Origin of the sequence: Streptomyces mesophilus, assembly GCF_011044995.1 — a bacterium.
Lineage (GTDB): Bacteria > Actinomycetota > Actinomycetes > Streptomycetales > Streptomycetaceae > Streptomyces > Streptomyces mesophilus.
Genome location: NZ_JAAKZW010000001.1, coordinates 44,963 through 70,858, shown reverse-complemented (window position 1 = coordinate 70,858; position 25,896 = coordinate 44,963). Strand labels below are relative to the sequence as shown.

General features: G+C 69.4%; 15 protein-coding genes and 3 pseudogenes. 7 read left to right on the top strand and 11 right to left on the bottom strand.

Annotation, left to right across the window (positions count from 1 at the left end; genetic code table 11):
* Positions 1-200 precede the first annotated feature (200 nt).
* The 4 genes from G6045_RS00290 to G6045_RS00275 all read right to left on the bottom strand — a co-directional run bounded on the left by G6045_RS00290 (position 201) and on the right by G6045_RS00275 (position 11,217).
* The gene (locus G6045_RS00290) at positions 201-4,013 is read right to left on the bottom strand and encodes a S8 family peptidase (RefSeq protein WP_165329655.1); all 3,813 of its coding nucleotides are present in this window, start codon (positions 4,011-4,013) and stop codon (positions 201-203) included.
* A 330-nt stretch (positions 4,014-4,343) separates the two neighbouring features.
* Complete coding sequence (locus tag G6045_RS00285; protein ID WP_165329654.1) at positions 4,344-7,670, bottom strand: S8 family serine peptidase; 3,327 nt, start codon at positions 7,668-7,670, stop codon at positions 4,344-4,346.
* A complete protein-coding gene (locus tag G6045_RS00280) occupies positions 7,667-8,026 on the bottom strand; it encodes a hypothetical protein (protein ID WP_165329653.1) in 360 nt (119 codons plus the stop codon). Before G6045_RS00280 ends, G6045_RS00285 begins: the two co-directional genes overlap by 4 nt.
* Positions 8,027-8,103: 77 nt before the next feature.
* On the bottom strand, positions 8,104-11,217 hold the full coding sequence (locus G6045_RS00275; protein WP_165329652.1) for an ATP-binding protein: 3,114 nt from the start codon (positions 11,215-11,217) through the stop codon (positions 8,104-8,106).
* Positions 11,218-11,416: 199 nt separating this feature from the next.
* Here G6045_RS00275 and G6045_RS00270 point away from each other — a divergent pair, with 199 nt between their 5' ends.
* Positions 11,417-11,878 carry an alkyl sulfatase C-terminal domain-containing protein gene (locus tag G6045_RS00270; RefSeq protein ID WP_328707608.1) on the top strand — a complete coding sequence of 154 codons (462 nt, stop codon included), beginning with the start codon at positions 11,417-11,419 and terminating at the stop codon, positions 11,876-11,878.
* Positions 11,879-11,970: 92 nt separating this feature from the next.
* Here the strand turns inward: G6045_RS00270 and G6045_RS00265 are convergent, their stop codons facing one another.
* Both G6045_RS00265 and G6045_RS00260 read right to left on the bottom strand, forming a co-directional pair.
* The gene (locus tag G6045_RS00265; protein WP_165329650.1) at positions 11,971-13,068 is read right to left on the bottom strand and encodes a Gfo/Idh/MocA family protein; all 1,098 of its coding nucleotides are present in this window, start codon (positions 13,066-13,068) and stop codon (positions 11,971-11,973) included.
* Positions 13,065-13,820: a sugar phosphate isomerase/epimerase family protein gene (locus G6045_RS00260; RefSeq protein WP_165329649.1), complete on the bottom strand. Its 756-nt coding sequence runs from the start codon at positions 13,818-13,820 to the stop codon at positions 13,065-13,067. Before G6045_RS00260 ends, G6045_RS00265 begins: the two co-directional genes overlap by 4 nt.
* A 120-nt stretch (positions 13,821-13,940) precedes the next feature.
* On the opposite strand from G6045_RS00260, the gene G6045_RS00255 reads away from it, so the two are divergent.
* Positions 13,941-14,948, top strand: coding sequence for a LacI family DNA-binding transcriptional regulator (locus G6045_RS00255; RefSeq protein WP_165329648.1), 1,008 nt, complete (start codon positions 13,941-13,943; stop codon positions 14,946-14,948).
* A gap of 29 nt (positions 14,949-14,977) precedes the next feature.
* Here the strand turns inward: G6045_RS00255 and G6045_RS00250 are convergent.
* Positions 14,978-15,409, bottom strand: a pseudogene (locus G6045_RS00250) (MMPL family transporter); the annotation flags it as partial.
* A 95-nt stretch (positions 15,410-15,504) separates the two neighbouring features.
* Between G6045_RS00250 and G6045_RS00245 the strand changes: the two are divergent.
* Positions 15,505-16,032 (top strand): annotated as a pseudogene (locus tag G6045_RS00245) (LuxR C-terminal-related transcriptional regulator); the annotation flags it as partial.
* Positions 16,033-16,058: 26 nt separating this feature from the next.
* Here the strand turns inward: G6045_RS00245 and G6045_RS00240 are convergent.
* The 4 genes and pseudogenes from G6045_RS00240 to G6045_RS00225 form a co-directional block, all read right to left on the bottom strand.
* A pseudogene (locus G6045_RS00240) lies at positions 16,059-16,358 on the bottom strand (DNA-binding response regulator); the annotation flags it as partial.
* 416 nt (positions 16,359-16,774) lie between these two features.
* A complete protein-coding gene (locus tag G6045_RS00235; protein ID WP_165329646.1) occupies positions 16,775-17,068 on the bottom strand; it encodes a hypothetical protein in 294 nt (97 codons plus the stop codon).
* A 479-nt stretch (positions 17,069-17,547) separates the two neighbouring features.
* Complete coding sequence (locus tag G6045_RS00230; protein WP_165329645.1) at positions 17,548-18,159, bottom strand: glycoside hydrolase family 6 protein; 612 nt, start codon at positions 18,157-18,159, stop codon at positions 17,548-17,550.
* A 227-nt stretch (positions 18,160-18,386) separates the two neighbouring features.
* Positions 18,387-19,790 (bottom strand): hypothetical protein, encoded by a 1,404-nt coding sequence (locus tag G6045_RS00225; protein ID WP_165329644.1) that lies wholly within the window; start codon positions 19,788-19,790, stop codon positions 18,387-18,389.
* 308 nt (positions 19,791-20,098) lie between these two features.
* On the opposite strand from G6045_RS00225, the gene G6045_RS00220 reads away from it, so the two are divergent.
* From G6045_RS00220 to G6045_RS00205, 4 genes are read left to right on the top strand one after another with little or no spacing between them, the layout of a single operon-like run.
* The gene (locus G6045_RS00220) at positions 20,099-21,493 is read left to right on the top strand and encodes a cytochrome P450 (RefSeq protein WP_328707607.1); all 1,395 of its coding nucleotides are present in this window, start codon (positions 20,099-20,101) and stop codon (positions 21,491-21,493) included.
* 60 nt (positions 21,494-21,553) lie between these two features.
* On the top strand, positions 21,554-21,979 hold the full coding sequence (locus G6045_RS00215; protein WP_165329643.1) for a nuclear transport factor 2 family protein: 426 nt from the start codon (positions 21,554-21,556) through the stop codon (positions 21,977-21,979).
* The gene (locus tag G6045_RS00210) at positions 21,976-25,146 is read left to right on the top strand and encodes a hotdog fold thioesterase (protein ID WP_165329642.1); all 3,171 of its coding nucleotides are present in this window, start codon (positions 21,976-21,978) and stop codon (positions 25,144-25,146) included. The genes G6045_RS00215 and G6045_RS00210 overlap by 4 nt, the downstream gene beginning before the upstream one ends.
* A complete protein-coding gene (locus G6045_RS00205; RefSeq protein WP_165329641.1) occupies positions 25,143-25,892 on the top strand; it encodes an SDR family NAD(P)-dependent oxidoreductase in 750 nt (249 codons plus the stop codon). The genes G6045_RS00210 and G6045_RS00205 overlap by 4 nt, the downstream gene beginning before the upstream one ends.
* Positions 25,893-25,896 lie beyond the last annotated feature (4 nt).

Sequence of the window (25,896 nt, the reverse complement as noted above, 5' to 3'; positions counted from 1 at the left end):
GCCGGGCCGCCCGGGTCCCAGGGGGAACGCTGTCAGTTGAGTGGGCCGCCGGGAAGTAAATGCCTTGTCGTCTGTGTGCCGTTGGCAGTCGTACGCCAACGGTGCCGGGGCGAAACGAGGGCCGTCGCCCGCAAGCGCGGTCGACGGCCCCTGATCTGGTCGCTCGTCGCGGTGCGGGTGCACACCGCTACGAGCGAACCTCACTTCAGCGCATACGCCTTGGTGATCTCCTGGAGCGTGCGGTTGCCCGCAGCGTCCCAGACCTCGGTCCGCAAGCTCACGAAGCCGTCGGTCGCGGAGACCTCGGGGTGCGTGTACTCGGCCCGGAATGTGTTGCCGTCCTTGCGGCTGACGTCGGCCTGCTTCCAGGTTGCGCCGCCGTCGTAGCTGACGGACAGCTGCGCGCCCGCCATGTCGGCGGAGCCGGTGAAGCCCTTGGCGCGCGAGGCGTCGATGGTCACGCCGTAGTCCTCGCCGGCTTCGGCCCGGTTGAGGAGGTCGGCCTGCATGCCGTAGTCGAGCACCACGACGGGCAGGGCCTCGCACTTCGTGGCCTTGGGAACCAGAGTCGTGCAGTCCTTGACGGACGTCTGGGTCGGTGCGGCCGACTCGAAGGTGTACTCGGTGTGGACCTTCGATCCGAGGGTCACACCCTCGTAGCCCTTGGCCCTGACCGAGTCGGTCTCGAATCGGTATGTGGCCTTCTCGGGCGCGAAGATGAGGCCGCCGGCCGGGATGGGCTCACCGTCACGGTAGTACGCCCAGGTCGTGGTGCGGCCGCCCCGGAGATAGTGGTCGCTCTGTCCGTCGCCGCCGACGTGCGGCTGGAAGACCACACCGGCGTCCGAGCGGCAGAAGTTGCACGCGAACTCGGTGGCCGTGCCGTTGTGCATCGCCGGTCCCCACCAGTCGCCCGCGCTGACCTGGCCTGGGCGGTAGGCCTTGGTGGTCTCGCGCATGTCGGCGTTGTACGAGGTGCTCGGGATGACGTGCTGCTGGTACGTCACTCCCTCAGCGGCAAGGATGTAGTTGTCCCTCGCCTCGCCCTGCTGGAGGAACGTGCCCGAGCGGAAGGAAGTCATGGGGAACGGTCCCCAGGAGTTCAAGGACTGGTAGCCGATGCGCGCAACACCGTCCGTGTGGTAACGGTCCGCGACCTTGGCGAAACGGTCGGCTCGCACGGTGATCCCCAGGTTCGCAGGGATGCCCTCGTTGAAGTCCCACTCTCCCGCGTAGGTGTAGCGGGACTCGTTCACGCCTTGCAGGGTGATGCTGGTGCGGGGGGACTTCACGAGGGTGGCGGCAAGGTCGCGACCCTCACGGTAGGTGGTGGCGAAATACGGGACATTGACCCCGATGACGACGATCGACTGCGGGGAGTCGTCGTTCGGTGCGAGAACGATCGCCGTGGCACCCGCCGCCTCGACCGCGCGCAGTGTCGGACCGGCGGTCCCACCGATCCTGTCCAGGCGCACCAGCGCCGCCTTGCCGCGTACGTCGGTAGCCGCCAGGTCGGCCGCGGACCCGCTGCCCGCGTCGACGACGTCGTACTTGCGGGTGCCTTCGAAGCGCTTCAGGTAGTTGGACGTTCTCGCCGTGAGCTCCTTCGTCTCGGGCGCTGTGAGCGTCGCGCGGATCAGCGGTTCACTCTTGGCATGGAAGAAGGAGGTCCAGAGCTCACCGGTGGCCGGCTTCTCGGCAGGGATCGCCCCGAAGCGCGTATCCGACCACGTGACCAGACCTGCGAAGCCGGTGGTGACGTGCAGGGCGCGCTTCTCGGTGAACCGGACGGTCTGGTACGAGAGGTTCGACCGCTCGAGCGGCCGGCTCTCGTCGGGAAGGCGGGGGTCGAAGTCCGTGGCCTCGGTGCCGTCGACCGTCACCGACCTGTCGTCCTCGGTGAGATCGATCTCGGGCTGGGCGAAGAGATCGTTTGCGTAGGACTCGGTGCCGTTGCCGGTCGCGGCGGTCTTCAGCTGGCCGGTGACCGAGTAACGCCCGGCCGGAAGACGTACCTCTTTGTGACCGCCCGCGACGGTCAGGCTGGCGAAGTAGCCGTTGTCGAGGCCCAGCACGAGGAAGGAGGCGAGCGCCGCCGGGTTGCCCCTGCGGTCCTTGAAATCGAGCGTGAGGCTGTTGCGCTCCGGCTCCTTGGTGAAACCGAAGGCGGTGTGCGCGGTCGCGCCCTCGGCGGTGGTCGCCTTGAGGTGTCCGCCGTACTGGCCGAGCGGGACGTCGTTCGGGTCGAGGACGACCGAGACCTCGGCGGTGCCGCCGGCCGCAATGGTGACCGGCTCGGAGGGAATCGTCAGCGCATCGGCGGGCAGCGTGCTGCCGGCGTCGAGGGCGAGCGTCACCGTCGTGGCGCTGGAGGTCGGGTTCGTGAGGGTGATCTTTCGGGTCTCCTTCTCCCACCCCGCGTCCTGCCACTCGACGAGCCCGAAGTCGGCCGTGCCGGAGAGCTCCAGCTTGGGGTCGAGGGCCGCGGGTATGTCCGTACGGCCGTTGCCCTGCTGGTAAACGGTGGCACCCTCCATGGTCTTGGAGTGTGCGGTGAGCGCGTCCTTGATCCGCTGCCCGGACCAGTCGGGGTGGCGCTGGGCGAGGATCGCGGCGGCGCCGGCCACGTGCGGCGTGGCCATGGAAGTGCCGTTCAACGAGGTGTAGTACGCGTTGAGCGGCGTGCCCAGGGAGGTGCCTGCGGAGCGGGCGGCCAGGATGCCGACACCAGGAGCGGTGATCTCCGGCTTGATGGCGAAGTCGCCGACGCGGGGGCCGCGGCTGGAGAAGCCTGCGAGAACGTCCGACTTGTCGACGGCTCCCACGGTCAGTGCGGAGTCCGCGGTGCCGGGGGTGCCGACGGTCGTCTCCTTGGGGCCGGAGTTGCCGGCCGCGACGACGAACAAAGTGCCGGTGGAAGCGCTCAGGCGGTCGACGGCCTCGGTCATGGCGTCGTCGGGGCTCGAGGCCGCACCGCCGAGACTCATGTTGACCACGTCGGCGCCCTGGGCGGCGGCCCACTCCATACCGGCCATGATCCAGCTGGTCTGGCCGCTGCCCTGGTTGTCCAGGACCTTCCCGACGATCAGGTCGGCGCCCGGAGCGACGCCCTTGTAGCGGCCGCCGGAGTTGGCACCGTTGCCGGCGATGGTGGAGGCGACATGCGTGCCGTGGCCGTTGCCGTCGTTCACCGACAGGCCGGGCACGAAGCTGGCCGTGGCGGTCAAGTTGTCCTTGACGTCGGCATGGTCGGGGTCGACGCCGGTGTCGAGCACGGCGACCTTGGCGCCCTTGCCGTCATAGCCTGCGGCCCACGCCTCGGGAGCGCCGATCTGCGGAACGCTCTTGTCGAGGGTGACCTTCGCCTTGGCGTCGTACCAGACCTTCGCCACGCCCGCGCGGCCCGGCGCGGTGACCGGCTCGCCCTTGCGGGGAGCCTTGTTGACCGGCTTGACCTGCTGCCAGAAGGACTTGGCCTCCTTCTTGGCGATGCCGACGCCGGCCATGTCCATCCGGTCCAGGATCGCCCCGCGTTCGGCGCCGGGCAGGGCATCGGCCCGCTTCTTCAGCGTGGCCGCGGTCGGCTTGTCCCGGTAGGCGACGATGACGGGCAGGGTGTCCGCCCGGTCGTCCGTGTACCCGTCCTTGATGAGCTGGGTCACGTTGAACAGCCGCTGGTCGAGGGCACCGGAGGCGATGCCCTCGACCGTGTCCGCAGGGAAGACGAAGAGGTTGCCCTGCGGGTCGGTCATCGTCTGGAAGGTCTTGGCGGTGCCGTCGGCCGCGGTGGCCGACGCGGACTGGCGGCCCTGGGCGTCGGTGTTCACCAGCACGCGGTCGCCGGTGACGAGGGTGACGGCGGACTGCTTCGCCGCTCCCTGGGTGGGTGTGACCAGACCCGTGAGCGGGGGTGTCGCCTGGGCTCCGGACACTGCGGGGAGGGTGATACCGACGGCGATGGCCAGGCTGGTGGCCAGCAGTCGGTTTCTCGTTCTCTCCTGGGGGCGCTTCATGTGCTCCTCCTGGATCAGGGATGTTTCGCACGCGGGTCGCGACGTGGCGGAACCGCCATGAGCGGTGCAGGCCGTGCCGGACGCTACCTGCGGTGATGCAGTGGCAGAAGGCGCGAGAGTGGCGTAACGGTGCCAGTGACGCCTATGCGTCAAGGCGCCGCGGCGCCCGCCAACTCACCTGCACGCCAAGGGAGTTGTCCTCCAGTCGAGACCGCATCCCTGCGGCCTTGTCGGCCTGGGATTGCTGACGGCCGACGGGGAGCCGAGCACGGCAAAGGGGGTACCGCCGCTTTGTGTGAAGCGGCGGTACCCCAAGGGAGTTGCCGGAGATCAGCCGACCGGGATCGCCCGCGGCAGCGCCAGGTCCACGGTGTGGCCCGCGCCGTCCTCGGCGGTCAGCCGGACGCCCAGGAACCCGCCACTGTGGAGCAGGTCGGTCGGGGCCGTGAAGCGGTAACGGCCGTTGTCGTCGCGGTGCGTCGTCGCCGCCTGCCAGGTGGTGCCGCCGTCACCGGTCACCCATGCGCGTACGGACTGCAGACCGTCGACCGCGCCGGAGACATCCGCCCGGACGTCGAGCGGACGGTCCGCGCGCGCCCGGTTCATCTCGTCGAGCGGTGCGTCGAAGGACGCGTTCAGCAGGTGGACAGCCGTCGGCGCTTCGCCCGTTCCGCCCGCCGTGAACGTCCACTTGGCGCTCGCCTCGCCACCCATCGGGAAGATCCCGGCGGAGGTGAACGTGCGGCTCAGCGCGTAGGACGCCTTGGATGAGTCGGCAAACGTCTTGTCGATGAGGCTGCCCCGGTCGGCGACGAGGACACCGTTCCGGTACAGCCGCGTCGTGCCCTGGAATCGCTGGGGGAAGTTGAAGTCTGCGTATTCGCCTACGAGTCCGCTGGGGTCGACGTTGTCCTCGATACGCAGTTGCAGCCGGGCGCCTGTGCTCTGCCCGGCGAGACCGACGGTGAACGGGCCGGTGAACCAGGTGTCCTTGGTGGAGGAACCCGCCTCGTAGGTGAACTGGCGCGGCGTGTAGTCCATTTCGACTCCGCTCTGGCGCCGATAGGTGAAACGGAGCCAGGTGCGGTCCACTGCCTGGATGTACTCGGTCCTTTCACGCGGGACTGTCAGATACGAGGGTGAGGAGACGTTGAGGCCGGACAGTCCTGTGCCGTACGGGGTGCTGCCCTCCTGCATCCGGATCTTCTCGTTCATGCCCTTGTACGTCATGCGGACCTTGGCGAGGTTCTCCACCTCGGCGCGCGTCACTCGTCTGCCGGGAGAGTCGCTCACCTCGTTCTGTGCGTACGCCACGTCGTACAGCGTGGAGGTGTCGCCCACGGTGATGTCGCTGTCCGCGTCGGCGAGGCGCCAGCGCTCGTTGAAGGCGACCTTGCCCAGGTGGGGTGCGGTCGTGGGGCTGATCCAGAGGGCGTCGCGGGCGAAGGCGCCGTATGCTCCGCCCGCCACCATGCTGTGGCGGATGCCGTAGCGGCCGTCGTCGGTGGTGCGGGTCAGGTTGCCCGCCATGAACTCCGGCCGGGTGTCCGAGCCTTCCACAGATGCGGTCCAGCGGCGCGTCTTGCGCGCGTCGAAGACGAGCTCGTCGGCACCGTCTGCCATGTCGGCGCTGACGATCGCGATCTGCTTGCGCCCGTCGATCGTCGTGGCGATCATTGCGAGGCCCATGTAGCGGCCCTCGGGAACCCGCACATCACGGACGCCCTCGGCGCGGACCTCCGCGTTCAGTGAGGCGCCGCTGTCGGCGTTCAGGAGGGAGATCTGGGCGGCAGCCGGCTTGCCCTCCCGGTCGAGCGTGCGGACCTTGACGGACTGGGCGCGGTCGAGCAGCAGCGGGATGCGCAGCGCTTGGCCGCCGTCGGCCGGTGTTGCCGTCAGGCTGCCGCTGTAGGTGCCGGTGGGGGTGCCGGCCGCGGCCACGGTGAGGGTGACCGGGGCGGAGGCGCCCGGTGCGAGCTGCAGGGTGGAGGCGGAGAGCTTCAGGAGTCCGTCGGGCGGGGTCGAACCGGATGAGGCCAGGTCGCCCTTCAGATCCAGGGTCACCGCGGTGTCGGCGGTGTTGGTGAGCGTGACCGTGCGCTGCGCGGTGCCGTCGTTCGCATCGACGCGGCCGAAGTCGACGGCCCCGGTGTCCGCCACGGCGGACTGCTTCAGGGCTGCCGGCACGTCGACGACTCCGGCTCCGACGTCGTACACCGACTGACCGGAGCCCGGTGCGGTGGCGGTCCCCATCAGCGTGTGCTTGAGGCGGTCAGGCGTCCAGTCGGGGTGCTCCTGAGCCAGCAGCGCGGCGGCGCCGGAGACGTGCGGCGCGGCCATCGATGTACCTGAGACGGCGGTGTAGTTGGGGTCGTTCTGGATGGTGCCGATGTTCACGCCGGTGGCTCGTGCGGCGACCACGTTGACGCCGGGGGCGGCGATCTCGGGCTTGACCGTTCCGTTGAATGAGGGGCCTCGGCTGGAGAAGGACGCGGTCCCTCCGCTGAAGTCCACCGCCGCGACCGACAGGGCATGCGGGGCGATGGAGGGGGCGGACACAGTACTGATGTTGGGGCCTTCGTTGCCCGCCGAGACTACGAAGAGAGTGCCGGAGGACGTGGTGAGGTTCTCAAGGGCCTGGGTGACGGGGTCCTGGCCGTTGGTCGGGCCGCTGCCCAGCGACATGTTGACGATTTTCGCGCCCTGCGCGACCGCCCATTCCATGCCCGCTATGACCTGCGAGTCGGAACCGGACCCGTCGTCACCCAGCACTTTGCCGATGATGAGATCCGCCTCCGGTGCGACTCCGGACCGCACACCAGGTGCGCCTGCGCCGCTGCCCGCGACGGTCGCCGCGACGTGGGTGCCGTGCCCCTTCTTGTCGAGCGTGCTGCCGCTGCCGGAGAAGTCCTTGGCCGCGCTGATGCGGCCCGCCAGATCGGGGTGGGTGGCATCTGCTCCGGTGTCGAGGACGGCGACCTTCACGCCCTTGCCCGTACGACCGGAGTCCCAGGCGCTGTCGGCGCCGATCTGGGTGAGGTTGCGGTCAAGGGCGTCGGCGCGCACCTTGCCGTCCAGCCAGATGGACTTGACTCCCTCCAGCGTCCCGGCCTCGTCCTTGCCGTCGAGTGCCGCACCGACCTCGTCGGCGTCGTCCTTGTCGACGACGGCCGTGCTCGCCTTCACCGAACGGAAGTCCCGTTTCGCGGGGAGCAGCCCGTCGGCGGCGAGCGCTTCGGGGCGCTCCGCGCCGGTGCGCCGCACGATGACGGGGAGCGCTTCGGAATGCGAGTCGTCGTAACCGTCGCGCACCAGGCCGTCGACATTGAACAGCCGTGGGTCGAGGAGCGAGCCGACCTTGTCGATGACGTCACTCGGGTAGAAGTACGCGTCGCCGTCGATTTCCGTACGCATCAGCACCGTGCCGGGTGCCGAACCTTCCGCAGGCACAGCGCTGTACGCCTTCTTGCCGTCCTTCATCGTGGTGACAGTCACCCGGTCGCCGGTGATGAGCGTGACGGTGTGGTGTACGGAGCCGTCCTTGGCGGTCACGGACGGCGCGGCGGCACTCGCCGTCGCGGTGGGTATCACCGCCGGGCTGCACAGGGCGGCGATACTGATCGCGGCCGTGAGTCTGGCGCGGGCGAGGGGTCTCATGATTGCTCCGGGTTCTCGACGTGCTCGAAGGACGGGGGCAGCCACCCCGCCCGCGCGGCGGGCGCGGGGGACAGGGTGATGCGGTAGGTGCTCTGGTCGCCGGTTTCCGCCGCGCGCGATTCCGTCTCGGCCGTGAGAGCGCAGCCGGTGGAGCGGCACCAGGCCCACAAAGGCCCACGGATCAGCGGATTGGCGCTGTGGATCTGCAGGACGCTGCCGGCGGGGAGTTCACTACGCCGCCTCTCCAGCAGGCTGAGCAGGCGGGCCCACGGTTCTCCGCCCGCGTCGACGACGACGCGGGGCGGATCGTCCGGCGGGGGTGCGCCTGGCGGGAGAGGCAGCGAGGTGGCAGACACGGGGTTTCTCCGGCGACGGGATGTTCCCCGGGGGACGGGGCTGGCCCGCACGGTAGGCAGGCGCTGTTACCCCGGTATTACCGGTGACCCGGGTGCCGGCTGCCGCTGCGGGCGGCGGAGAGCTCGACCGACAGGCGACGCATTCCTTCGAGCACCTGTGGGTCGCGGGTGAGTTCCACTGCCTCGGCGCACTCCTCCAACGCCGCTTCCGCCTCCGGCAGCCGACCGCACCTCAGTTCCACCTCCGCGCGGCACACCAGCGCGTAGGGCAGCACCCATGAAGGGCCGAGTGAACGCGCCAGTCGGACAGCGGAGTTGGACAGGGCCGTGGCCCGGACCTGGTCACCTGCGAGGAGCTCTGCTCCGGCGAGATTGCTCTGATCGAAGGCGAGCAGGGTCGGGTCGCCTGTCCGGCGCGCCGTGGTCACGGCGCGCCGTGCGATGTCCCGTGCGTCTTCCACCCGGCCCTCTTCGCGGGCGAGTTCCCCGACGACGGACAAGGCGCCGGAGAGCAGCGTGGCGTCCTGCGTCGCCTCGGCGGTGCGTAGGGCCTCTTCGGTGGCCGCACGGCTCTCGCGGAGGCGCCCTGAGACCAGGTGTGCGGCGGCGCGGATCGTGAACAGCCGTGCGCGAAGGGGGGCGCGCCCGTTTTCGTCGAGGTTCACGGTCTCGTCCTCGGCCCGGCCGAGGGCTGCCAGTGCCTCGTCGTAACGGCCCGCGTTGAAGTTGAGCGCCCCGCAGGCGAGGTCCCGGCCTGCACGATCGGACGCCTCGGACAGGGAGGACTGGGGCGCTGCCTCGAGGACCTCGAGGCCCTCCAGCGGCCGTCCGGCGCGACCGAGCGCCTCGGCCAAGGAGACGGCTACCCGGAGGGCTTGGACATGGTCGGCGGCGGCCATCAGATCGTCGTAGGCCCTGCGCAGTACGGCTTCCGCCTCGGCATAGCGGGCGGCGCGGCGCAGTACGAGTCCCCAGGCAAGGCGTGCCTCGGGAGCCGCGGACGGGTCGCGCGCGTCCAGGAGGTCCACCAGTTCCCGGTAGTAGGCGCACGCGCTGTCATTGGCGAAGAGGGAGGCCGCGCGGTCGGCGGCGGCTCGCAGGTGGACAGGGGCGCGGGCGTCCTCCGCCAGCGTCATGTGGTGCGCGAGAGCGTCGACGGCGTCAGGGCGCAGGCGCAACACCACGTCGGCGTAGGCCTGGTGGATCCTTCGTCGACTCGCCCGGCTCATCTGTTCCGCACAGGCGAGGCGTACCAAGGGGTGCCGGAATGCGTATCCGAGCGTCGACCGGCCACCGAGTACGACATCCCGCTCCTCGATCACCCCGACGAGCACTGCGGCGTCGAGCGCGACGGTCACCTCCGGCCCGCTGAGCGGCGGGTGAAGCCCGCGCTCCGCGACGGCCTCGATCGCGGTGAGCGACACGGCGGCGCCTGCGGCAAGGGACAGGGCGTGCAGTATGCGCCGTGTGTCGTCGGGGAGTCGGGCGAGCCGGCCGCGCACGAGTCGGCGGATGTTGTCCGGGACGGCGTCCGGGACCGGCTCACCGGGGGTGGGGTAGGCGGGGGCGAGGCGTGCCAGATCGACGGCCGGACCGGTGGCCAGCTCCAAGGCGAAGAGGGGGTTGCCGAGCGACAGTCTGAAGAGTTGTGATCCGGCCTTGCGGTCGATGTCACGGCCGGAGCGGTTCGATGCGGCGGAGGCGAGCCCTGCACAGTCGGCGCGGCTCAGCCTCAGCAGGTCGACATCAACTGCCATGCGCTGTCGGTTGATGCCGTCGAGGACATGTCGGCGGGGGGCGTCCGGTTCAAGCATGTCGTCGCGGTACGTGGCGATGAACCGACGGCGCTGGGTGTGAGTGGTCCGCACCAAGTGGTGCAGCAGTCCCAGGGACTCGATATCGGCCGCGTGGAGGTCGTCCAGGACGACGAGGACCGGCCCGCCGCTCGCAAGGTCGGCCAGTACGCCGTCGACTGCCCGGAACAGCCGCGCTCGTTCCTCTTCCGGCGTCGCGGCCGCGAGCGGTCCCGCACCCAGGGCTGGGACGAGCGCTGCCAGGCCCACATGTTCGGCGCTCAGCCGCGCGCGTTCGTCGGCGCCGCACTGCACGAGATGACCGTCGAGCGCGTCCGCGAAGACCCCGTAGGGAGTCTGCCCCTCGGCTTCGTGGCCCGTGCCCCACAGCACCTGCACCCCTGCCTCGGCTGCGCGGCGTGCCGCTTCGGCGGCAAGGCGGGTCTTCCCGATCCCGGCCTCACCCCGCAGCACGACGAGAGGGGTGTCGTCGGGGTTCGAGGTCGCGTGCCGCACGAGGAGGTCCAGCGGTCGTTCGCGCCCGAACAAAGGGAGCGGCTCGGGTCTTCGAATGGCTGCGGGAAGCGGAACGGGCCGTGCGGCGGCCCGGGTCGACGGGGCGTCGAGTGCGGCCAGGGCGTCGCGGTGCACGTTCTCGAACTCAGTTCCGGGCCGCATGCCCAACTCGTCCGCGAGGGCCTCACGACAGGCGTGGTACTGGCGGATGGCCTGGCGTGGCCGACCCATGCGGCACCAGGTGCGGGCCAGCAGAAGGTGAGCGGCCTCGTCGGTCGGCGTGCGCTCCACCGCCTCCAGCAGGACATCGACAGCTTCGTCTGTACGTCCAGCAGCCAGGAGACGTTCCGCGAGGGTCCGTACGAGCCGTTCGCGCAGCACCTCGATGTGCCGCCGCCGCTCGGCCGCCCAATCGGCGTACCGGTCCTCCGGCAGCAGCTCGTACCTCAGGACCTCCACTACCGCGGCCAGGGCATCGGCGTCGCCTGAGGCCAGCGCGGTGCGTGCCGCAACCTCGGCCTCTTCCGTGTCGACCCGTACACGGCCGGGCGCCAGGAGGAGCAGGTCCCCGTCGGACAGGAGGTACGAAGAGGGGCTGCGGGGGGCGAGATCCGGCTCCAGGGCATGACGTGCGGCGTGCAAAGTGACACGAAGGTTTCTGGCGGCCGCTTCCATCGGCACTCCCGGCCAGAGCAGATCCATCACGTGTTCGCGATGGCGCCGCAGGCCGGGGGCGACGGCCAGGAGCTTCACCAGGGTCTGGGCAGTGCTGCGCCGCCAGCGCCTGGGTATGTCAACGCCGTCCTCGCGCACTGCCGCGAACCCGCCGAGAAGGTTCAGCGACAACTGCGGTGCGGGTGAGGGGCCGGCCGGTCCTGACATGGCGCACACCATAACCAGCCGGTTCCGGGCCGGTTGACGCCAGGGGGAGGGGTTGGTTCCGCGCCGGACGGATCACCGTGCCAACGGCTCTCGAACGGCAGTTCACCCGAATGGCTGCGTCGTGGCCTTCGGGCGACTGGCCGCCGCTATGGCTGCCGTTTTCCACTCGCCGCTTATCGGTGCCTGACTGAGCCCTGAGGTGTTCGTCCGCTTGTCCGAACTTGGGAAACCTGCGTGGAGTCGCGGGCACAGGGGGTGCCTCATATGCGTCGTCCACACCGACAATCTCGACACGGTTCTGGCGATGCCGGCCGACCTGCTCTTCGACTTCGCCGCCGTGCACATCAACGGCAAGGCCGCAGAGGGCGTTGACCTGCGAATCAACCTCAACTTCGTTGCTCCGGGCAGCCAGAGTGGCGAACCGTGGCACATGTGGGTGCGGCACGGCGTTCTCAACGCCCGCCCCGGGCAGGCGGACGACGCCCAGCTCACCGTCACCGGACCCAAGGCCGCCCTCGTGGCCCTCCTGCTGGACCCCGGCCATGCGGCTGAAACCATCGCCAAGCACTCCCTGCCCACCGACGGCGACGTCTCCGTACTGGAGATCCTCGCCGGCGTCACCGACACCTTCGACCCGCAGTTCAACATCGTCATCCCTTGAGCCGGCCCGCCGCCGGACCTCGGTTATCGCCCCCACCTCACGGTGGCCCGACCACGGAAGGACCGTCCACGTGGTGCGCCTGCGCCGCGCTCTCAGGCATCCCGATGAGGTGTCCACCCGTCCGGTAGCGGTGCGGGGATGTCGAAGGCGCCGCCGATGGTGGTGAACTGGCCTGATCCTGCGGAGCGTTCGATGGCGTCCATCGTCTCCAGGACATGCTGGGCGAGTTCGGCCGAGGCCCGGTGGGCCGCGCCGGTGTGCAGCGCACGGGCCATGTCGAGTACGCCCAGACCGCGGCCCGCCGTGGAGCCTTCTGCCTCGATGACGGTCCACTCGTCGCTTCCGGCGCGGCGCAGCCGCAGCGGTCCGGTGAAGGTGTTCGGGTCGGGCAGGGCGAGCGTTGCCTCCGTGCCGGTGAGTTCCAGGAAGCCGTTTCGGGGGAGTGGTGAGTCGAAGCTGAACACCAGCGAGGCGACCGGCCCGGACTGGTACTCCACCAGCGCGGTGACATGAGTGTCCACCTCGACCGGGAACTCGGTGCCCGCCCTCGGTCCGGCGCCGGTGGTGCGCACCTCCCGGGCGCGCCGGGCCACCGCGGCGACGCGTTCGGCGGGACCGAGGAGGGTGGCGAGCGCGGTCAGGTAGTAGGGGCCCATGTCGTACAACGGTCCGCCGCCGCGCCGGTAGTAGAACTCCGGGTACGGGTGCCAGCGTTCCGGTCCGGGTCCCTGCAGCAGAGCGAGTGCGTTCTGCGGTACGCCGATGTGCCCCGCGTCGACGAGCCGTCGTGCGGTCTGCAGCCCGGCGCCCAGGAAGGTGTCCGGCGCGCAGCCGAGCCGTACGCCCGCGTCGGCCGCTTCATCGAGGAGTTTGCGGCCCGTGTCCGGGTCGAGGGCGAGGGGCTTTTCGTTCCATACGTGTTTGCCGGCGGCGATGGCGGCGGCGGCGACCTCGTAGTGGGCGGCCGGGATCGTCAGGTTGACGACCAGCTCGACGCCCGGGTGGGCGAGTGCCTCCTGGGCGCTGCCATGTCCCGGAACCCCGTACGCCTGGGCCTGCGCGCGGGCGCGTTCGGTGTCGAGGTCGGCGCAGAACAGGACGCGCAGGTCCGCGAACGCGGTGAGGTTGCGCAGGTACTGGTCGCTGATCGTGCCGCAGCCGATCACGGCGATGCCGAGTGGATCGCTCATCGTGGCCCCCGCGCGTTGTGATGGTCCTGCAGCCAGTCGTAGCTCTCCTTGACGGCGGTGAGCATGTCGGTGGCGCACCGGTCGAGTTCGACGATGTGCCGGCGTACGGACGGCTGGGCCGCGAGGATGTCGGCGATCGGCATCCGGCCGGCGCCGACGGCCGTCATCGGATCGTCCTTGGTGACGGGGCCGTCCTTGACGTGCAGATGGGTGACCCGCTCGCCGAGGCGGCGCAGCAGCGCGGGGACGTCCTGGCCGCCGACGGCGGCCCAGTAGATGTCGACCTCGAGGAACACTGCCTCGTCCAGATGGTCCGCGAGCACTTCCAGGGCGGGGACGCCGTCGATGTGCTGAGCGAGCTCGAAGTCGTGGTTGTGGTAGCCGAGTTCGAGGCCGTGGTCGGCGGCCCGGGCGGCCGCATCGTTCAGTTCGCGCGCGAGATCTCGTACGCCATCGGTGTCCGTGAACCGCTCGGGCGGCTGGAACGGCACGACGACGCTCGTCGCACCGAGGGTGCGGGCCCCGCGGAAGGCGGCCTGCGCCTGGTCGGTCAGGGCGGGCACATGGGCGCTGCAGGCGACGAGCCCGGCGGCGTCCAGATCGGCGCGCAGGGCCCGGGGGTCGCTCAGGGCGTCGTGGCACTCGACGGCCCGGTATCCGAAGGAGGCGAGGGCGCCGAGCGTGCCTTTGCGGTCGGCGGTGAGCTGGTCGCGCAGCGAGTAGAGCTGAACTGCCGTAAGGGGTGCGGCCATTGACCTCTCTTTTCGATAAATTTTCGCTCGCTTTCGACGGTACGGAGCTGCTGTGTCCAGGTCAACGGGCGTACAGTGCACGGAAGTTTTTCGAAAAACTGCCATGGCGAGGAGCGGTGTATGCGGTCCACCCTGAGCGAGCTCGCGGTGCAGGCGGGTGTGTCCGTGTCGACGGTGTCGAAGGTCCTCAACGGCCGCACCGACGTGGCCCCTTCGACCAGGGAACGCGTGGGCCGGCTGCTGGCCGAACACGGCTATCGCACCCCGCGCCGCAGCGGCCTGGTCGACCTCGTCATCGGCACACTGCACAGCCCCTGGGCGGACGCCCTGGTGGCAGGGGCGGTGAGCGCGGGCGCCGAGCAGGACTGCCGCATCGTGGTCAACACCGCGCCACCGCACGGTGAAGGCCTCGGCGCGGTCCTGGACAAGATCGCCGCCCGCGGCACGGACGGCCTGCTGACCGTGCACCACCTGCCCGACGCGGCCGTCCGCGAGCGGCTGGCGGCCAAGGGAGTTCCGCTGGTGGTGATCGACCCCCCGGTGGAGCCCGAACCCTCGGTGCGGTCGGTGGCCTCCACCAACTGGCAGGGCGGGCTGAGCGCGACCCGTCATCTGCTCGAGCTCGGCCATCGCCGTATCGCCGTGATCTCGGGGCTGTTGAGCGTCTGGTCGGCCCGTGCCCGCCTGGACGGGTACCGCGCCGCCCTGCTTCAGGCGTCGGTGGGCGTGGACGAGGCGCTGGTGCGCAGCGGTGAGTTCTGTCCCGCGGCCGGCCACGCCCAGGCGCTGGCGCTGCTGGACCTGCCCGAGCCGCCGACCGCGATCGTCGCGGGCAACGACGGGCAGGCGTTCGGCGTGCTCCAGGCGCTGGCCGAACGAGGACTGCGGGCGCCGGCGGACATGAGTGTGACCGGGTTCGACGACGTGTCGGTGGCCGCGTGGGCGGCGCCCGCGCTCACGACGGTGAGTCAGCCGCTGGAGGCCATGGCGGCGACGGCTTTCCGCATGCTCCGGCTCGCCGCCGCGGGCAGCGCGGTCCAGCCGTACCAGGTGGAACTCGCGACGACCTTGGTGGTGCGGGACAGCACGGCGGCGCCCAGGGGCCACGGCCTACGGTCCGGTGGCTGAGCCGGGCGCCGGGCAAGAAGAGGTCGCGGAACCTGCTCCTGCGCGCCGACCGACTCGGGTTTGTCCTGGAACATCTCGGACTGGGTGAGGCCTATGTGGATGCCGGGCGCGCTGAGGGCGAGTACGCCGGTGACGGCGACGGACATCATCCAGGCCCAGCGGGGCCGCTTTGCGACTGCCGCGCCGATGCGCGACCAGATCGTCTTCGTCTTACGGGCGGGTGTGCCGAAGCGCGGCACGAACGGCCAGAACACCCGGCGCCCGGCGATCACAAGGAGAGCCGGGAGCACCGTGACCATGGCGAGGAAGCCGCAGACCACACCCACCGCGCCGACCAGGCCCAGGGAGCGGGACACGTTGATGCCGGCGAAGGCCAGGCACGCGAGTCCGACGGCGATGGTGCCGGCGGGGGCGTGGATTGCGGGGCCGGAGCGGCACAGCGCGGTGCGCATGGCCGCGTGCAGCCCGGGAAGTTGCTCGCGCTCCTGGACGAACTCGGCCTGCGCGGAACGCCAGGAGCCTCGGGCAGCGACTCCGGCGACGGAAACCTGACAGGCGGCCGGATGTGGTCCTGATGGACATCCGCATGCCCGTCATCGACGGCATCGAGGCCACCCGCCGGATCGCGGCCGACCGCATTCTTGACGGCGTCCGCGTGATCATGCTGACCACGTACCAGGTCGACGCCTACGTCTTTGAAGCCCTGCGCCACAGAGCGGCGGGCTTCCAGCTCAAGGACATCGAGCCGGACGACCTGAGGGCGGCGATCCGCGACGTCGCCTTCGGAGGCAGCCTCCTCGCTCCGGCCGTCACCCGCTGTGTCGTGGAGGAGTTCGCAAACCTCAAACCCCCCGGGGCCGCGGGCGCCGAACGCCTCGCACCGCTCACCGACCGGGAGCGCGACGTTTTGGCCCTGGTCGCGGCCGGACTTAGCAACGAGGAGATCGGCAAGGAACTGATTATGTCGCCGCTGACGGCGAAGACATATGTCAGCCGTGCCATGGCGAAACTCGGGGAGCGTGACCGGGCGCAGCTGGTGGTCATCGCGTACGAGAACGGGCTGGTCAGAGCCGGGGAGCGCTAGCGGACCGGCGTTCCGGGGCAGGACCGCAGGTAGGCGAGGACCTCACGCTCGCGGGGGCTCAGCCGCTCCAGCGGGTCATGACGAAGCCGGACCAGTTGGTGGATCACCTCGGGGTCCACCACCGTGCCGCCCGCGGCCATGAAGTCGGTCACCCCGCTGACCCGTTCCTTGAGCAGATAGCCCACCCCGGCGCCGCCGCCTGAGTCCAGCAGGCGCAGTGCGTAGGAGCGCTCCACGTACTGACGGAGGACGAGCACCGGCAGTCCGGGGAACTCCTTGCGCAGCTGCACCGCGGACCGCAACCCGTCGTCGCCGAGTGGGGGGGGGCACGCATCCGGCCAGTGTCACAGCCCCGGCAGTCGAGGGGCCCGTGGCTTCAGCGCGTCAATGGCGTCGAACCATCACGGCGTACTGGGGGCGTCAGGGAAAGGTTGCTGTTCCGGACGCGTACGAGCCGAGTCTTCCCCTCCTGGGCGTTGACGCGAACCAGCATGTGGGCTCGATTCGGTAGGCCACGTGGACTGTGTCGTACTCCACGCGCATCGTCGTGCACGTCTGAGCGGCGTCCTTGACGGTTCCGGCCAGTTCTCCGCCGTTTACGTCCCGCGTCAGAGATGCGTCCCGCCGGCGTTCTTGAAGCCCCGGGCCTTGCCCTCTCCAAGGTTCGCCAGCGCCTCGTACAGGGCCGTGCACGCCGTCATGGTGACAGCGCACAGCAGCCCTGCAATGGATGTCCGACACCTCATCCGCCATGCCCCAGGTATTCCGCGAGATCCGGGTTCTCTGCAGCAGCCAGGTCCACCAACTCGGCTAGATCAACCGGCCCCCGGGCCCCCGTGAGTACACGCTCGACTGAGTCCGCCATGTGAAGCTGTTCCGGGGACAGGGAGGGGAGGGCCTCTTCCCGCCGCTCCCATCGGTGCACGATGACCGCCATGGCGAGATCCCGTGGAGACAGCTCCGCGCCGTCACGCAGTCTTGCGAGGTCGCTGGCGGTCATCAGCAGGTCCCGAGCATTCTCGGACATCTTCCGCATGACTAGCCCTGCCTCCACAGCATTCGGGTCGGAGAGTAGAAGGTCGGCAGCGTGAAGATGTTGCCGTGCCGGCCGAAGTGCGTGCCCTTGGTGCGGTAGCGCCAGTTACTGGTCCGCTTCGGTGCCGAGTCGTTGACGTGAATGACCTTGGCCGTGGAGTAGCTGGTGACTCCCGCGCCGTGATTCTTCCAGCCACCGTCCCGGAAGATCTGAACCTTTGCGCGGGTGTTGGCGTCGTCGAGTGAGTCCGAGCACTGGACCTGGACGTAGCCCTTGACCGTTGTCGAATCCGGCGACCAGCCGGAGCCGCAATGAGTCCGCTCAACATCAGCCCCGCCGAAACGGCGACGGCTGCGGTACGTGCGTTACGCATGCGCATGTCTCCCCGGGTTGCGTTCCCCACCGTCCATCCGGGTGGAGTGACCGAAACAGACGCTAAAGGGCCACGGCCATCCTGAAGGTCAAAGGGTTGTAATCGCCTACCAAAGAGGGATATTCAGGTGAAAGTCGGCGCAGAGACCATCTGGGGTCGACTGCACGACGCGGCGATCGTCGACATCGCTCCGCCGCCGCGATCCGGCCTTAGCCGAAGCACAACGCGTCTTTGACGTGCACGTATGGCGCCCCCCTCGCCCCCTGGCCCTGTGCTTTCGCCCCATGCGGACGCGGGCGGGCGACAATGCCGCGGCCCCGGCGGCGTAGACGTGGAGGGAGTTGCTGGGGTTCCGCTTGCACTCTGCCTGGCGAGCCGTTCGAACCGTTGCCGTTGCGGTGGTGTCGATGACGAATTTCGCGTCGTAGCCGAGCCCGCCGGCGACGTTCTGGGCGTAGGAGGCGGAGGCCGAAGTGGTGTAGTAGTTCGACACGTTGACCGCGAAGCCCCACACATTGCGGATGCCCGCCGCCTCGAGCTGGTCGGGCGTGGTGCCCGCCGCGACCCAGTCGGCGTTGCCGCCATCGAGATAGGCGTACGTTTTGGGCGCCTTCTCGCGGAACTTCTCGGTGGCATAGCGGAGCATGCCGAGCCGCTCGTCGATCTGTGCCTGCGTCATGCACTCGAAGTCGCCGAGTGCGTCCGGCGCGAGCTTCACCGCCGCGGAGGACGTTCTCACCCACACCACGTACGCGGCCGGTCAAGCAATCGAACTCGGTCCGTGGGACGTCACGTGTTGATCGGACGCGGCTGACCTGAAACGCCGGGCCGACCTGCTGAGCGGCGGCAACACCTGCGCGAGGCCAGCCCGGCAACCAGTCGCGAGCCGGTGCAGCGAGATCAAGTACATGGCGAGGCCTCGCAGATCGATGCCGCGTACCACCGTCAGGAAAGCGCGACAGCCCGTACGGCATCGGTATATGCAGCCTGTGCTGCGTCCAGTCGCTGAAGTACGGTGCGGGCAGATGCCTGACGGTGAAACGGCCGGAACTGCTGGTGGAGCTGGGCGAGCGTCTGGCGAACTTGTGCAGAGTCGAAGTGATGCTGCTGGTCGAGAAACGCGGCCGTGTGCTTGCATGCGGCCTCCAAGTGGCCGATTCGGACCAGTAGTCGAGCGAGCCGTGCTTGGGTGAGGGCGTAGGTGCGGCTCCACGGATCGTTGCGGTGCTGAAGCGAGGACTGCAGGGCTGTCGCGGCACGCGGGTGACTGCCTTGTGACTCGTACAGCCGTGCCCATTGGTGATAGAGGTCGGACCGGGGATGGGCGAGCGGAGATTCCGGCGTCCTCGCGTCCGGATCGAGATGGCTTGCGGCGCGGTACATGTCGGCCATCGCACCGGGCATGTCCCCACACACGGCACGGGCCACTCCGCGCCGTGTCAGGACGAGCGCGTGGGTGTCAGCGGCCACGAAGGTCCCTGCCGAGTCGACGGCGGCGACAGCCAGTTCCAGCGCGTAGTGGTCGTGGCGCAGCAGCGAGGCCTGCTCGCTCATGCTGCTCAGAATCCTGGCGTAGGTGTCACGGTCGTCCGCACGATGCGCGAGGGCGAGCGCGGCACGATGATATTGCTGTGCGGCTCCGTGCGCCGACATGTCGAGGTGCATCCCGGCCAGCCGGTGTGTCAGTTGTGCCGTCGCTGTGAGGAGGCGGGCTCCGAGCTCCGGCGGCGCCACGGACACCAAGTAGCGCACCGCGTCGTGCCGCAGGCAGGCGGCCAGTGCCTGGCGCCCCCGCCCTCCGCCGTATCGCTCGTCGAGCTGGGCGAAGATCTCGACGAGTCCGTGCAGGAAATCGGCGTCGGCGGTGCGCGCCCGCCCCACGAGCGGGACCGCGGCAGACTGCTGCAGATCCGGCAGCGCATCGGCCGGCCACCGCTCGGTGGGGGAGTCCGGCAACTCGTAGAGGGCGCGCGTGAGGATGCCGCAGCGGACCGGGTCGGCATCCGTCCTGCAGAGTTCGAGCAGTTGATCGACAGGGTCGGGCCGTCCCGCGAAAGGTCCCGCCGAAGGGGGGCTGTCGGGCTCCGGGGTGTGCTCGACGAGCCCAGTGTCCGTCGGACGGATCAGCCGGCCGGCCTTGCGGCTGAGCACCTGAGCCACCAAAGCCGGGACCGGTGGGCGCGGTCGTGATCCGGTGAGCCAGTGGGCGACGGTGGTGCGGTCGTAGTTGAGTCGTATTCCTTGGGATCGGCCGAGTTCATTGACGTGACGGGCCAATTCGCCGCCGGTCAAACCGGTTTCGCGCAGCAGAATGGGCAGGGCGCTATTGGCCCTCTTCGGGTGAGCCATTTCATTCCTGAACGTGGTTCATGCGCGCCAAGGATGCGCGAGGGGTGAGGAAGTCGGAAAGGGTGTCTGAGGGCACCTGCACTTCGGGCCGCAGTCGTGCGGCGAGTCCTGCACCCGGTGGTGAAACCTGCGAGTGTGACGGTAGTTCGGCGGTGGACAGTCAGGTGGTTTCCCTCAGGTCCGCGCGGCTAAACGGCACGCAGGCGGGTGCATTTGGGGGCGTGCTGAAACCCGTCGAGTTGACGTGAGAGTGCGGCGCTGGTGATTCAACGCGTTCACGCTGCCGGTCTCGTTGTGTATTGCGGACCGTGCTGCGGCTCGGGCACCGTATCCATGTGTTCCAGGGAGGTGGTTGCCGGGCCGAAACGGTATGCCTGCCCCCGATCGAGCCACTGGTAGGGGAGTTCAGGGATATGGCGACCGCAACCGATATTTTCCTGCCGGAAACATTCGCCCGAGGGGTTCCGTACGATCTCTTCCGCGAATTGCGCGCACACCATCCGGTGACGTGGATTCCTGAGCGTCCGGTGGGAGCTTGGCCGGCCGGACCCGGTTACTGGGCCGTTGTTCGGCATGCGGACGTCAAGAAGGTGCTGCAGGACTACGAGACCTTCTCTTCGTACGCGGGCGGTGCGCAACTGCGTGACCCCGACACCCCGGAGGACCTGGAGTTCCTGCGGTCCATGATCGTGAATCAGGATCCGCCGGAGCACAGTCGGCTGCGGCGCAGCATCGCGGCGGCCTTCTCGCCGCGTGCCGTACGAGAACTGGCGGATGCGATCGAGGAGCGCGCCGCGCATCTGGTCGACTCGGTCGCGGACTCCGGAGCCGTCGACTTCGCCGAGCTCGTCGCCGACCTGCCCATCTGGGCGCTGTGCCACATCCTCGGCATGCCGCAGCAGGACTGTCCGCTGATCTACGACTGGACCAACCGTGTGATCGGATATCAGGACGCGGACTATGCGGGCGGGGCGCGCGTGGACCCCGAATCGCTCACCGACATCGGCCGCATGTCCCTCGCGCTGCGCACCGTCCCGGCACCGCGTTCCGGCGGGGCACCGGTCAATCCACGCTCGCGTGCCGCGCTCGCCGACATCTTCGCGTACGCCCATGCCCTCGCCGATGCCCCACGGCCGGGCAGCTTGATGGCGCGGATGCAGGAAGGCGGTCTCAACCGCGAGGAGTTCGAGCTCATGTTCTTCGGGCTCATCCTGGCCGGCAACGCGACCATCCGCGCCAGTGCGCCCGGCGGGCTGCACGCGCTGCTCACGCATCCGCAGGAATTCCAACGCCTGCGTGCACAACCCGAATTGCTCGACTCCGCGGTCGAGGAGATGCTGCGCTTCTGGTCCCCGGGCATCATGTTCAGACGTACCTGCACACGTGATACGGAACTCGCCGGTCAACGAATCCGCAGCGGGGACAAGGTCGGTGTCTACATGGTTTCGGCGAATCGCGATGAGGCCGCATTCGTGGAACCCGACCGGTTCGACATCGCGCGAACGCCCAACGACCACATCAGCTTCGGGTACGGGCCGCACTACTGCAGCGGCGCCCACATCGCGCGCATCGAACTGAAGGCCATGATCCGTCAGACCATCGAGAGGCTGCCGGACCTGGAAATCGCGAGCCCCCCTGTCCGGATGACGTCGAACTTCGTCAACGGTCTCAAGCATCTGCCGATTCGTTGGCGAACAGCGTAGGTCGGTGCAGCCGATCCGTCCAAGCCGTGAATGCCGCAACTCGTGCCAGGAGGTTGGGAAATGGGAGAGCCGGACGTGCCCACGTACGGGGAACTGATGAAGGCTTGGGTGGATTCCATCAACGCTCAGGACATCGACGGGATGGTGTTGCACTTCACGGAGGACGTTCAATTCGAGGACGTGGCGATGAAACGGACCGGCCAGGGTCGCGAGGAACTGCGCACTCTCTTCCTGGACTGGGTTGCCGAATTCCCCAGCACGCGAGCCGAGTTGCTGTCGGTGACGTCGCTCGGGACGGTGGGGGTCACGGAATGGGAACTGACGGTGACGCGTGCCGAGGCGGCAGCCGACGGAGGGGGATCGGGCCCGGCGCCTGCCGCTACGCCGATCCGGCTGCGTGGCGCGTGCATCGACGAACTCGGTCCTGACGGCCGGATCCGGGTACACCGTGACTACTGGAACACCGCGGATCTGGCTGCCCGATGACCAGCGCACCGGAGCCGGCCATCGCAGTGGTCGGTATGGGCATGGTCGTGCCGGGGTGTGCGTCCCCGGACGACTTCTGGCAGGTCCTGCAACAACACGAACCGCAGTTCAGCGAACCGGACGACCGTTGGGACCTGGGCACGCTGCACTCGGACCGTCCGGACGCGCAAGACCGCGTGCGGCACCGCAAGATGGGCTACATCCACCGTGACTTTCCGGCGCATCCGCGTACGGACACGGAAGGGGCCGAAGGGCTCGACGAGTTGGGCCGTTGGCTGCGCCACTCCGTACTGCAGGCGCTGGAAGGGGTGCATCTCGCTGCGGCCGACCGTTGTCTGGTGTCGGTGGGTGCGTCGGCCGAGGGCAGCCAGCGGCTCGAGGAGAGTCTGACGGCCACGCTCGCCGCCGACATGCTCAACGGGGCAGGCCCTGCGGACCGGGTTCGTGGTGCGCTGCGAGCGCTCTATCCGCACGCGGATGCGCCGCCGACAACTTACTTGCCCTATCGCCAGGTCCGGGCAGCGGTAGCAGGTCTGCTGCCCGAACTGTGCGAGGTGTCGGTGGTCGACGCTGCCTGCTCGACCGCCTCCTACGCGTTGGACAGCGGGTGGAAGTCGCTGGTGGCCGGGGAGTACGACGTGGCCGTGTGCGGTGCGTCGTTCGTACTCGGTCGGCGCACCAACGTGCTGTTCTCCGAGATGGGCGGCTACGCGCCGTCCGGCGACCTGCGGTCGTTCGACCGGGATGCGGCGGGGACGCTCTTCAGCGACGGCGCCGCCGTCGTCATCCTCAAGCGCTACGACAGGGCGCTCGCCGACGGAGATCCCATCCACGGCATCGTGCACGCCGTCGGGGGTTCGACCGACGGCCGGGGCAAGGGGATCATGGCGCCGAATCCCAAGGGTCAACTGCGGGCATTCAGACGCACCTTGGACCGAGCCGGCCTCGAGCCCGAGGACCTGCAGTGGATCGTGGGCCACGGCACCGGGACGAAGGTGGGCGACGCGCGGGAGCTGGAGATGCTGTCCACCGCCGCCGGCGACCGTGCCCGCTGGCAGGTGACCTCCAACAAGTCCCTGATTGGACACACCGGTTGGGCCGCCGGCATCGTCTCGGTGATCCATGCGCTGCTCGCCTTGCGGCACGGTGTGATTCCCGCGCAGCGCCGCTTCGTCGAGCCGGCGCGTCCCGCGCTGCTCGGGGGAGCCCTCGTGGTACCGACGGAGCCCGTGGCCTGGGTTCGGTCGGACACGGGGCATTCGCGCGTGGCAGGAGTGTGTTCGTACGGACTTGGCGGAAGCAACTGCTGTGTACTCGTAGGTGATCCGCCGGACCAGCCGACGCCCGCGGCGCGCGGGCCGGCCCGCCGACACCTCCCGCACGATGCGATCGTCGTGACGGACTGGCACGCACACCTGCCGGGCAAGCCGCCGCGGGCAGAGGTGGAGGCCTGGCTGGGCACCGGTGCCTCCACCTGGCCGGATGCCTTCGCCGATCCGTACCCGGCGCTCCGCGCCGAGGTGACGACGCTGCCGCCGGCCACACATCCGTCACTCGACCGCTCCCACCTCATGACGATGCACGCGATGCACGAGCTGGCCGGTCACAGGGATCCGCCGTGGGCCAACGACGGTGAACGGACAGGGGTGTTCGTCGGTCACCTGGGGCCGACCAAGGGCAGCATCGAGTACACACTGCGCGTGGGCGCCGACGATCTGGGCCGCCGCATCGAGGACGCCGGGGTCGAGGGCCTGTCGATGACCGCCGCGGAGTTCGCCGCGGCCGTACGGGAAAGGGTCCGCCGCGCAGACTCGGACACGTACACCGGCTTCATCTGCAATGTCATCGCCTCACGCGTCGCCGTCCAATTCGACCTGCACGGGCCGGCGCTGGCCCTGGACGCCGGTCGTGACGCAGCCCTGGCGGCACTGCATGCGGCCCGCCGATGCCTCGAAGCGGGCGACATCGACTTCGCCCTGGTGCTTGCCGTGTCGGCGAACACGGCGTCCGGCGCGCTGCTCCTGGACGGCGAACCGGAAGGTCCCCTGCGCGAGGGCGTGTTCACCCTGGTGCTGACCCGGGCGAGCCGGGCCGGCGCGTTGGGATTGCCCCTTTTGGCGGAGATCGGCACGGCCGAGGCCCAAAGGGGCACTCCGGTGCCGGTCCTTCCGGGCCACGCGGGCTTCCTGGGCGCCGAGAGCGCTGTCCGTCTGCTGCGGGCACTGCACGAACGGCTTCCGCGGGCCGTCCTGGGCCCGGGCGAGGACCGGCTGACACCCGGCATCGTGCTGACCCTTCCACCGGCCTGCGCACGGTCGGCCTCACCACGGGCCGCAGCGGACACGGATGCGTTCTTTCTACGGCGTCGGATCTCGCGTGGAGAACGGGAATCCGTATGGTCCGTTCCGCTCGGCACGCCTGACGACGAGTGTCTGTACGGGCACTCGGTGGACGGCAGGCCCACGGTGCCGGCAGCGGCGCTCCTGGAGATGGCCGCAGAGGCTGCGGCGGACCTCGTGCCCGATCTGGTGGTGAGGGAGTTCACTGACGTCACCTTTGAGTCGTTCGTCAGGCTCCCGCCCCAGCGTTCGGGGCTCGCGCCACCCGAAGTGATCCTCTCGTCCCACGTCCGCGAGACGAGTGAGGGCGCGGCCGTCGTGGACGTGGCCATCACCCGGGACTTGACACTGCCCGGCGGCAGAATGCTCCGGCGCCAACCCCTCCATGCCCGGATGAGCGTGCGCATGGGCGGACCGAACGGCCAACCACCACCCCAGGAGCGGCCCGACGGCAGCGACACCGCGCAGGTGCCGGCCACGACGTACTGTCTTCCGGTTCCGCCGACGGCTCAGTGGAGGCTGCGCATCCCCGTCGGCCTCATCGAGGCCCTGCTCCGCACCTGGCCCCAATCCGCAACCGCACATGCCGACTGCGTTCCCGTCGCGCTGCGGAGCCTGCGCCTGTACACCGCGGGAGATGGCGGAGCATCTGACCCGCCCGACCCTGCGACGGTCAAGCTGTGGGACCTGACCGGGGACCACGGCGGGACGGCTGTGCGTCACCTGCGAGCGGTTGCCGCCACGGGACATGTCCTCGTGGAGGCAAGGGGGCTCAGCCTGGTGCAGGTGCCTCGTACCCGAGGTCTGGCAACGGGATCGTGGCGATGAACAGAACCGCCTTCATCTCCGGCGCGGGCACCGGCATCGGTCTCGCCTGCGCGCTGGCTCTGGCGCGGGACGGCATCGACGTCGCGCTGTTCGGACGTCGTCGCGAGCCACTGAAACGTGCCGCGGACCAGGTGGCCGCCGAGGGCGGCGCCGCGCGCTGGTACCAAAGCGACCTCACGCTGCCCCCATCGGTCGAGAGGGCGGTCGAGGACGCCTTGCACGACTGCGGCGGCACGGTGGACATCCTGGTCAACAATGCCGGTGTCACGGAGGACCGTCCCGCCTGGGGACTTGCCGCTCTCGCGGAACACTGGGAGCGGCAGTGGCGCGCCAATGTGATGCCGTCCGTACTGATGACCAGTGCGCTGCGGACACGCCTGCGACGACCCGGCGGGCGGGTCATCACGATCAGCTCGTACGGTGCGTTCCTTCCGGGAAACGCTCCGTACGCCTCGGCCAAAGCGGCCCTGCACACCTGGATGTACTCCCTCGCCGCGGAACTGGGCGGCAAGGGGGTCACCGTCAACACCATCGCCCCCGGCTTCATCGAAGGCACCGAGAACGCCGCGGCGGTCGGCGCGGGCGCCGCGGCACGCGGCAAGGCCATCGAACAGGTGCTGCTGCGCAGGCCCGGCCGCCCCGAAGAGGTCGCCTCGGCGGTGCGCTGGCTCGCGTCCCCCGACGCCTCGTACGTCACCGGCCAGATCCTGCAGGTCAACGGTGGGGCGGTGCTGGGGCGTGGCTGACGGG

Excerpts from the sequence above, each read along its gene's own strand:
- G6045_RS00290 (WP_165329655.1), bottom strand. The coding sequence starts at position 4,013 with ATGAAGCGCCCCCAGGAGAGAACGAGAAACCGACTGCTGGCCACCAGC.
- G6045_RS00285 (WP_165329654.1), bottom strand. The coding sequence starts at position 7,670 with ATGAGACCCCTCGCCCGCGCCAGACTCACGGCCGCGATCAGTATCGCC.
- G6045_RS00275 (WP_165329652.1), bottom strand. The coding sequence starts at position 11,217 with ATGTCAGGACCGGCCGGCCCCTCACCCGCACCGCAGTTGTCGCTGAAC.
- G6045_RS00265 (WP_165329650.1), bottom strand. The coding sequence starts at position 13,068 with ATGAGCGATCCACTCGGCATCGCCGTGATCGGCTGCGGCACGATCAGC.
- G6045_RS00260 (WP_165329649.1), bottom strand. The coding sequence starts at position 13,820 with ATGGCCGCACCCCTTACGGCAGTTCAGCTCTACTCGCTGCGCGACCAG.
- G6045_RS00255 (WP_165329648.1), top strand. The coding sequence starts at position 13,941 with ATGCGGTCCACCCTGAGCGAGCTCGCGGTGCAGGCGGGTGTGTCCGTG.
- G6045_RS00235 (WP_165329646.1), bottom strand. The coding sequence starts at position 17,068 with ATGCGGAAGATGTCCGAGAATGCTCGGGACCTGCTGATGACCGCCAGC.
- G6045_RS00225 (WP_165329644.1), bottom strand. The coding sequence starts at position 19,790 with ATGGCTCACCCGAAGAGGGCCAATAGCGCCCTGCCCATTCTGCTGCGC.
- G6045_RS00215 (WP_165329643.1), top strand. The coding sequence starts at position 21,554 with ATGGGAGAGCCGGACGTGCCCACGTACGGGGAACTGATGAAGGCTTGG.
- G6045_RS00210 (WP_165329642.1), top strand. The coding sequence starts at position 21,976 with ATGACCAGCGCACCGGAGCCGGCCATCGCAGTGGTCGGTATGGGCATG.
- G6045_RS00205 (WP_165329641.1), top strand. The coding sequence starts at position 25,143 with ATGAACAGAACCGCCTTCATCTCCGGCGCGGGCACCGGCATCGGTCTC.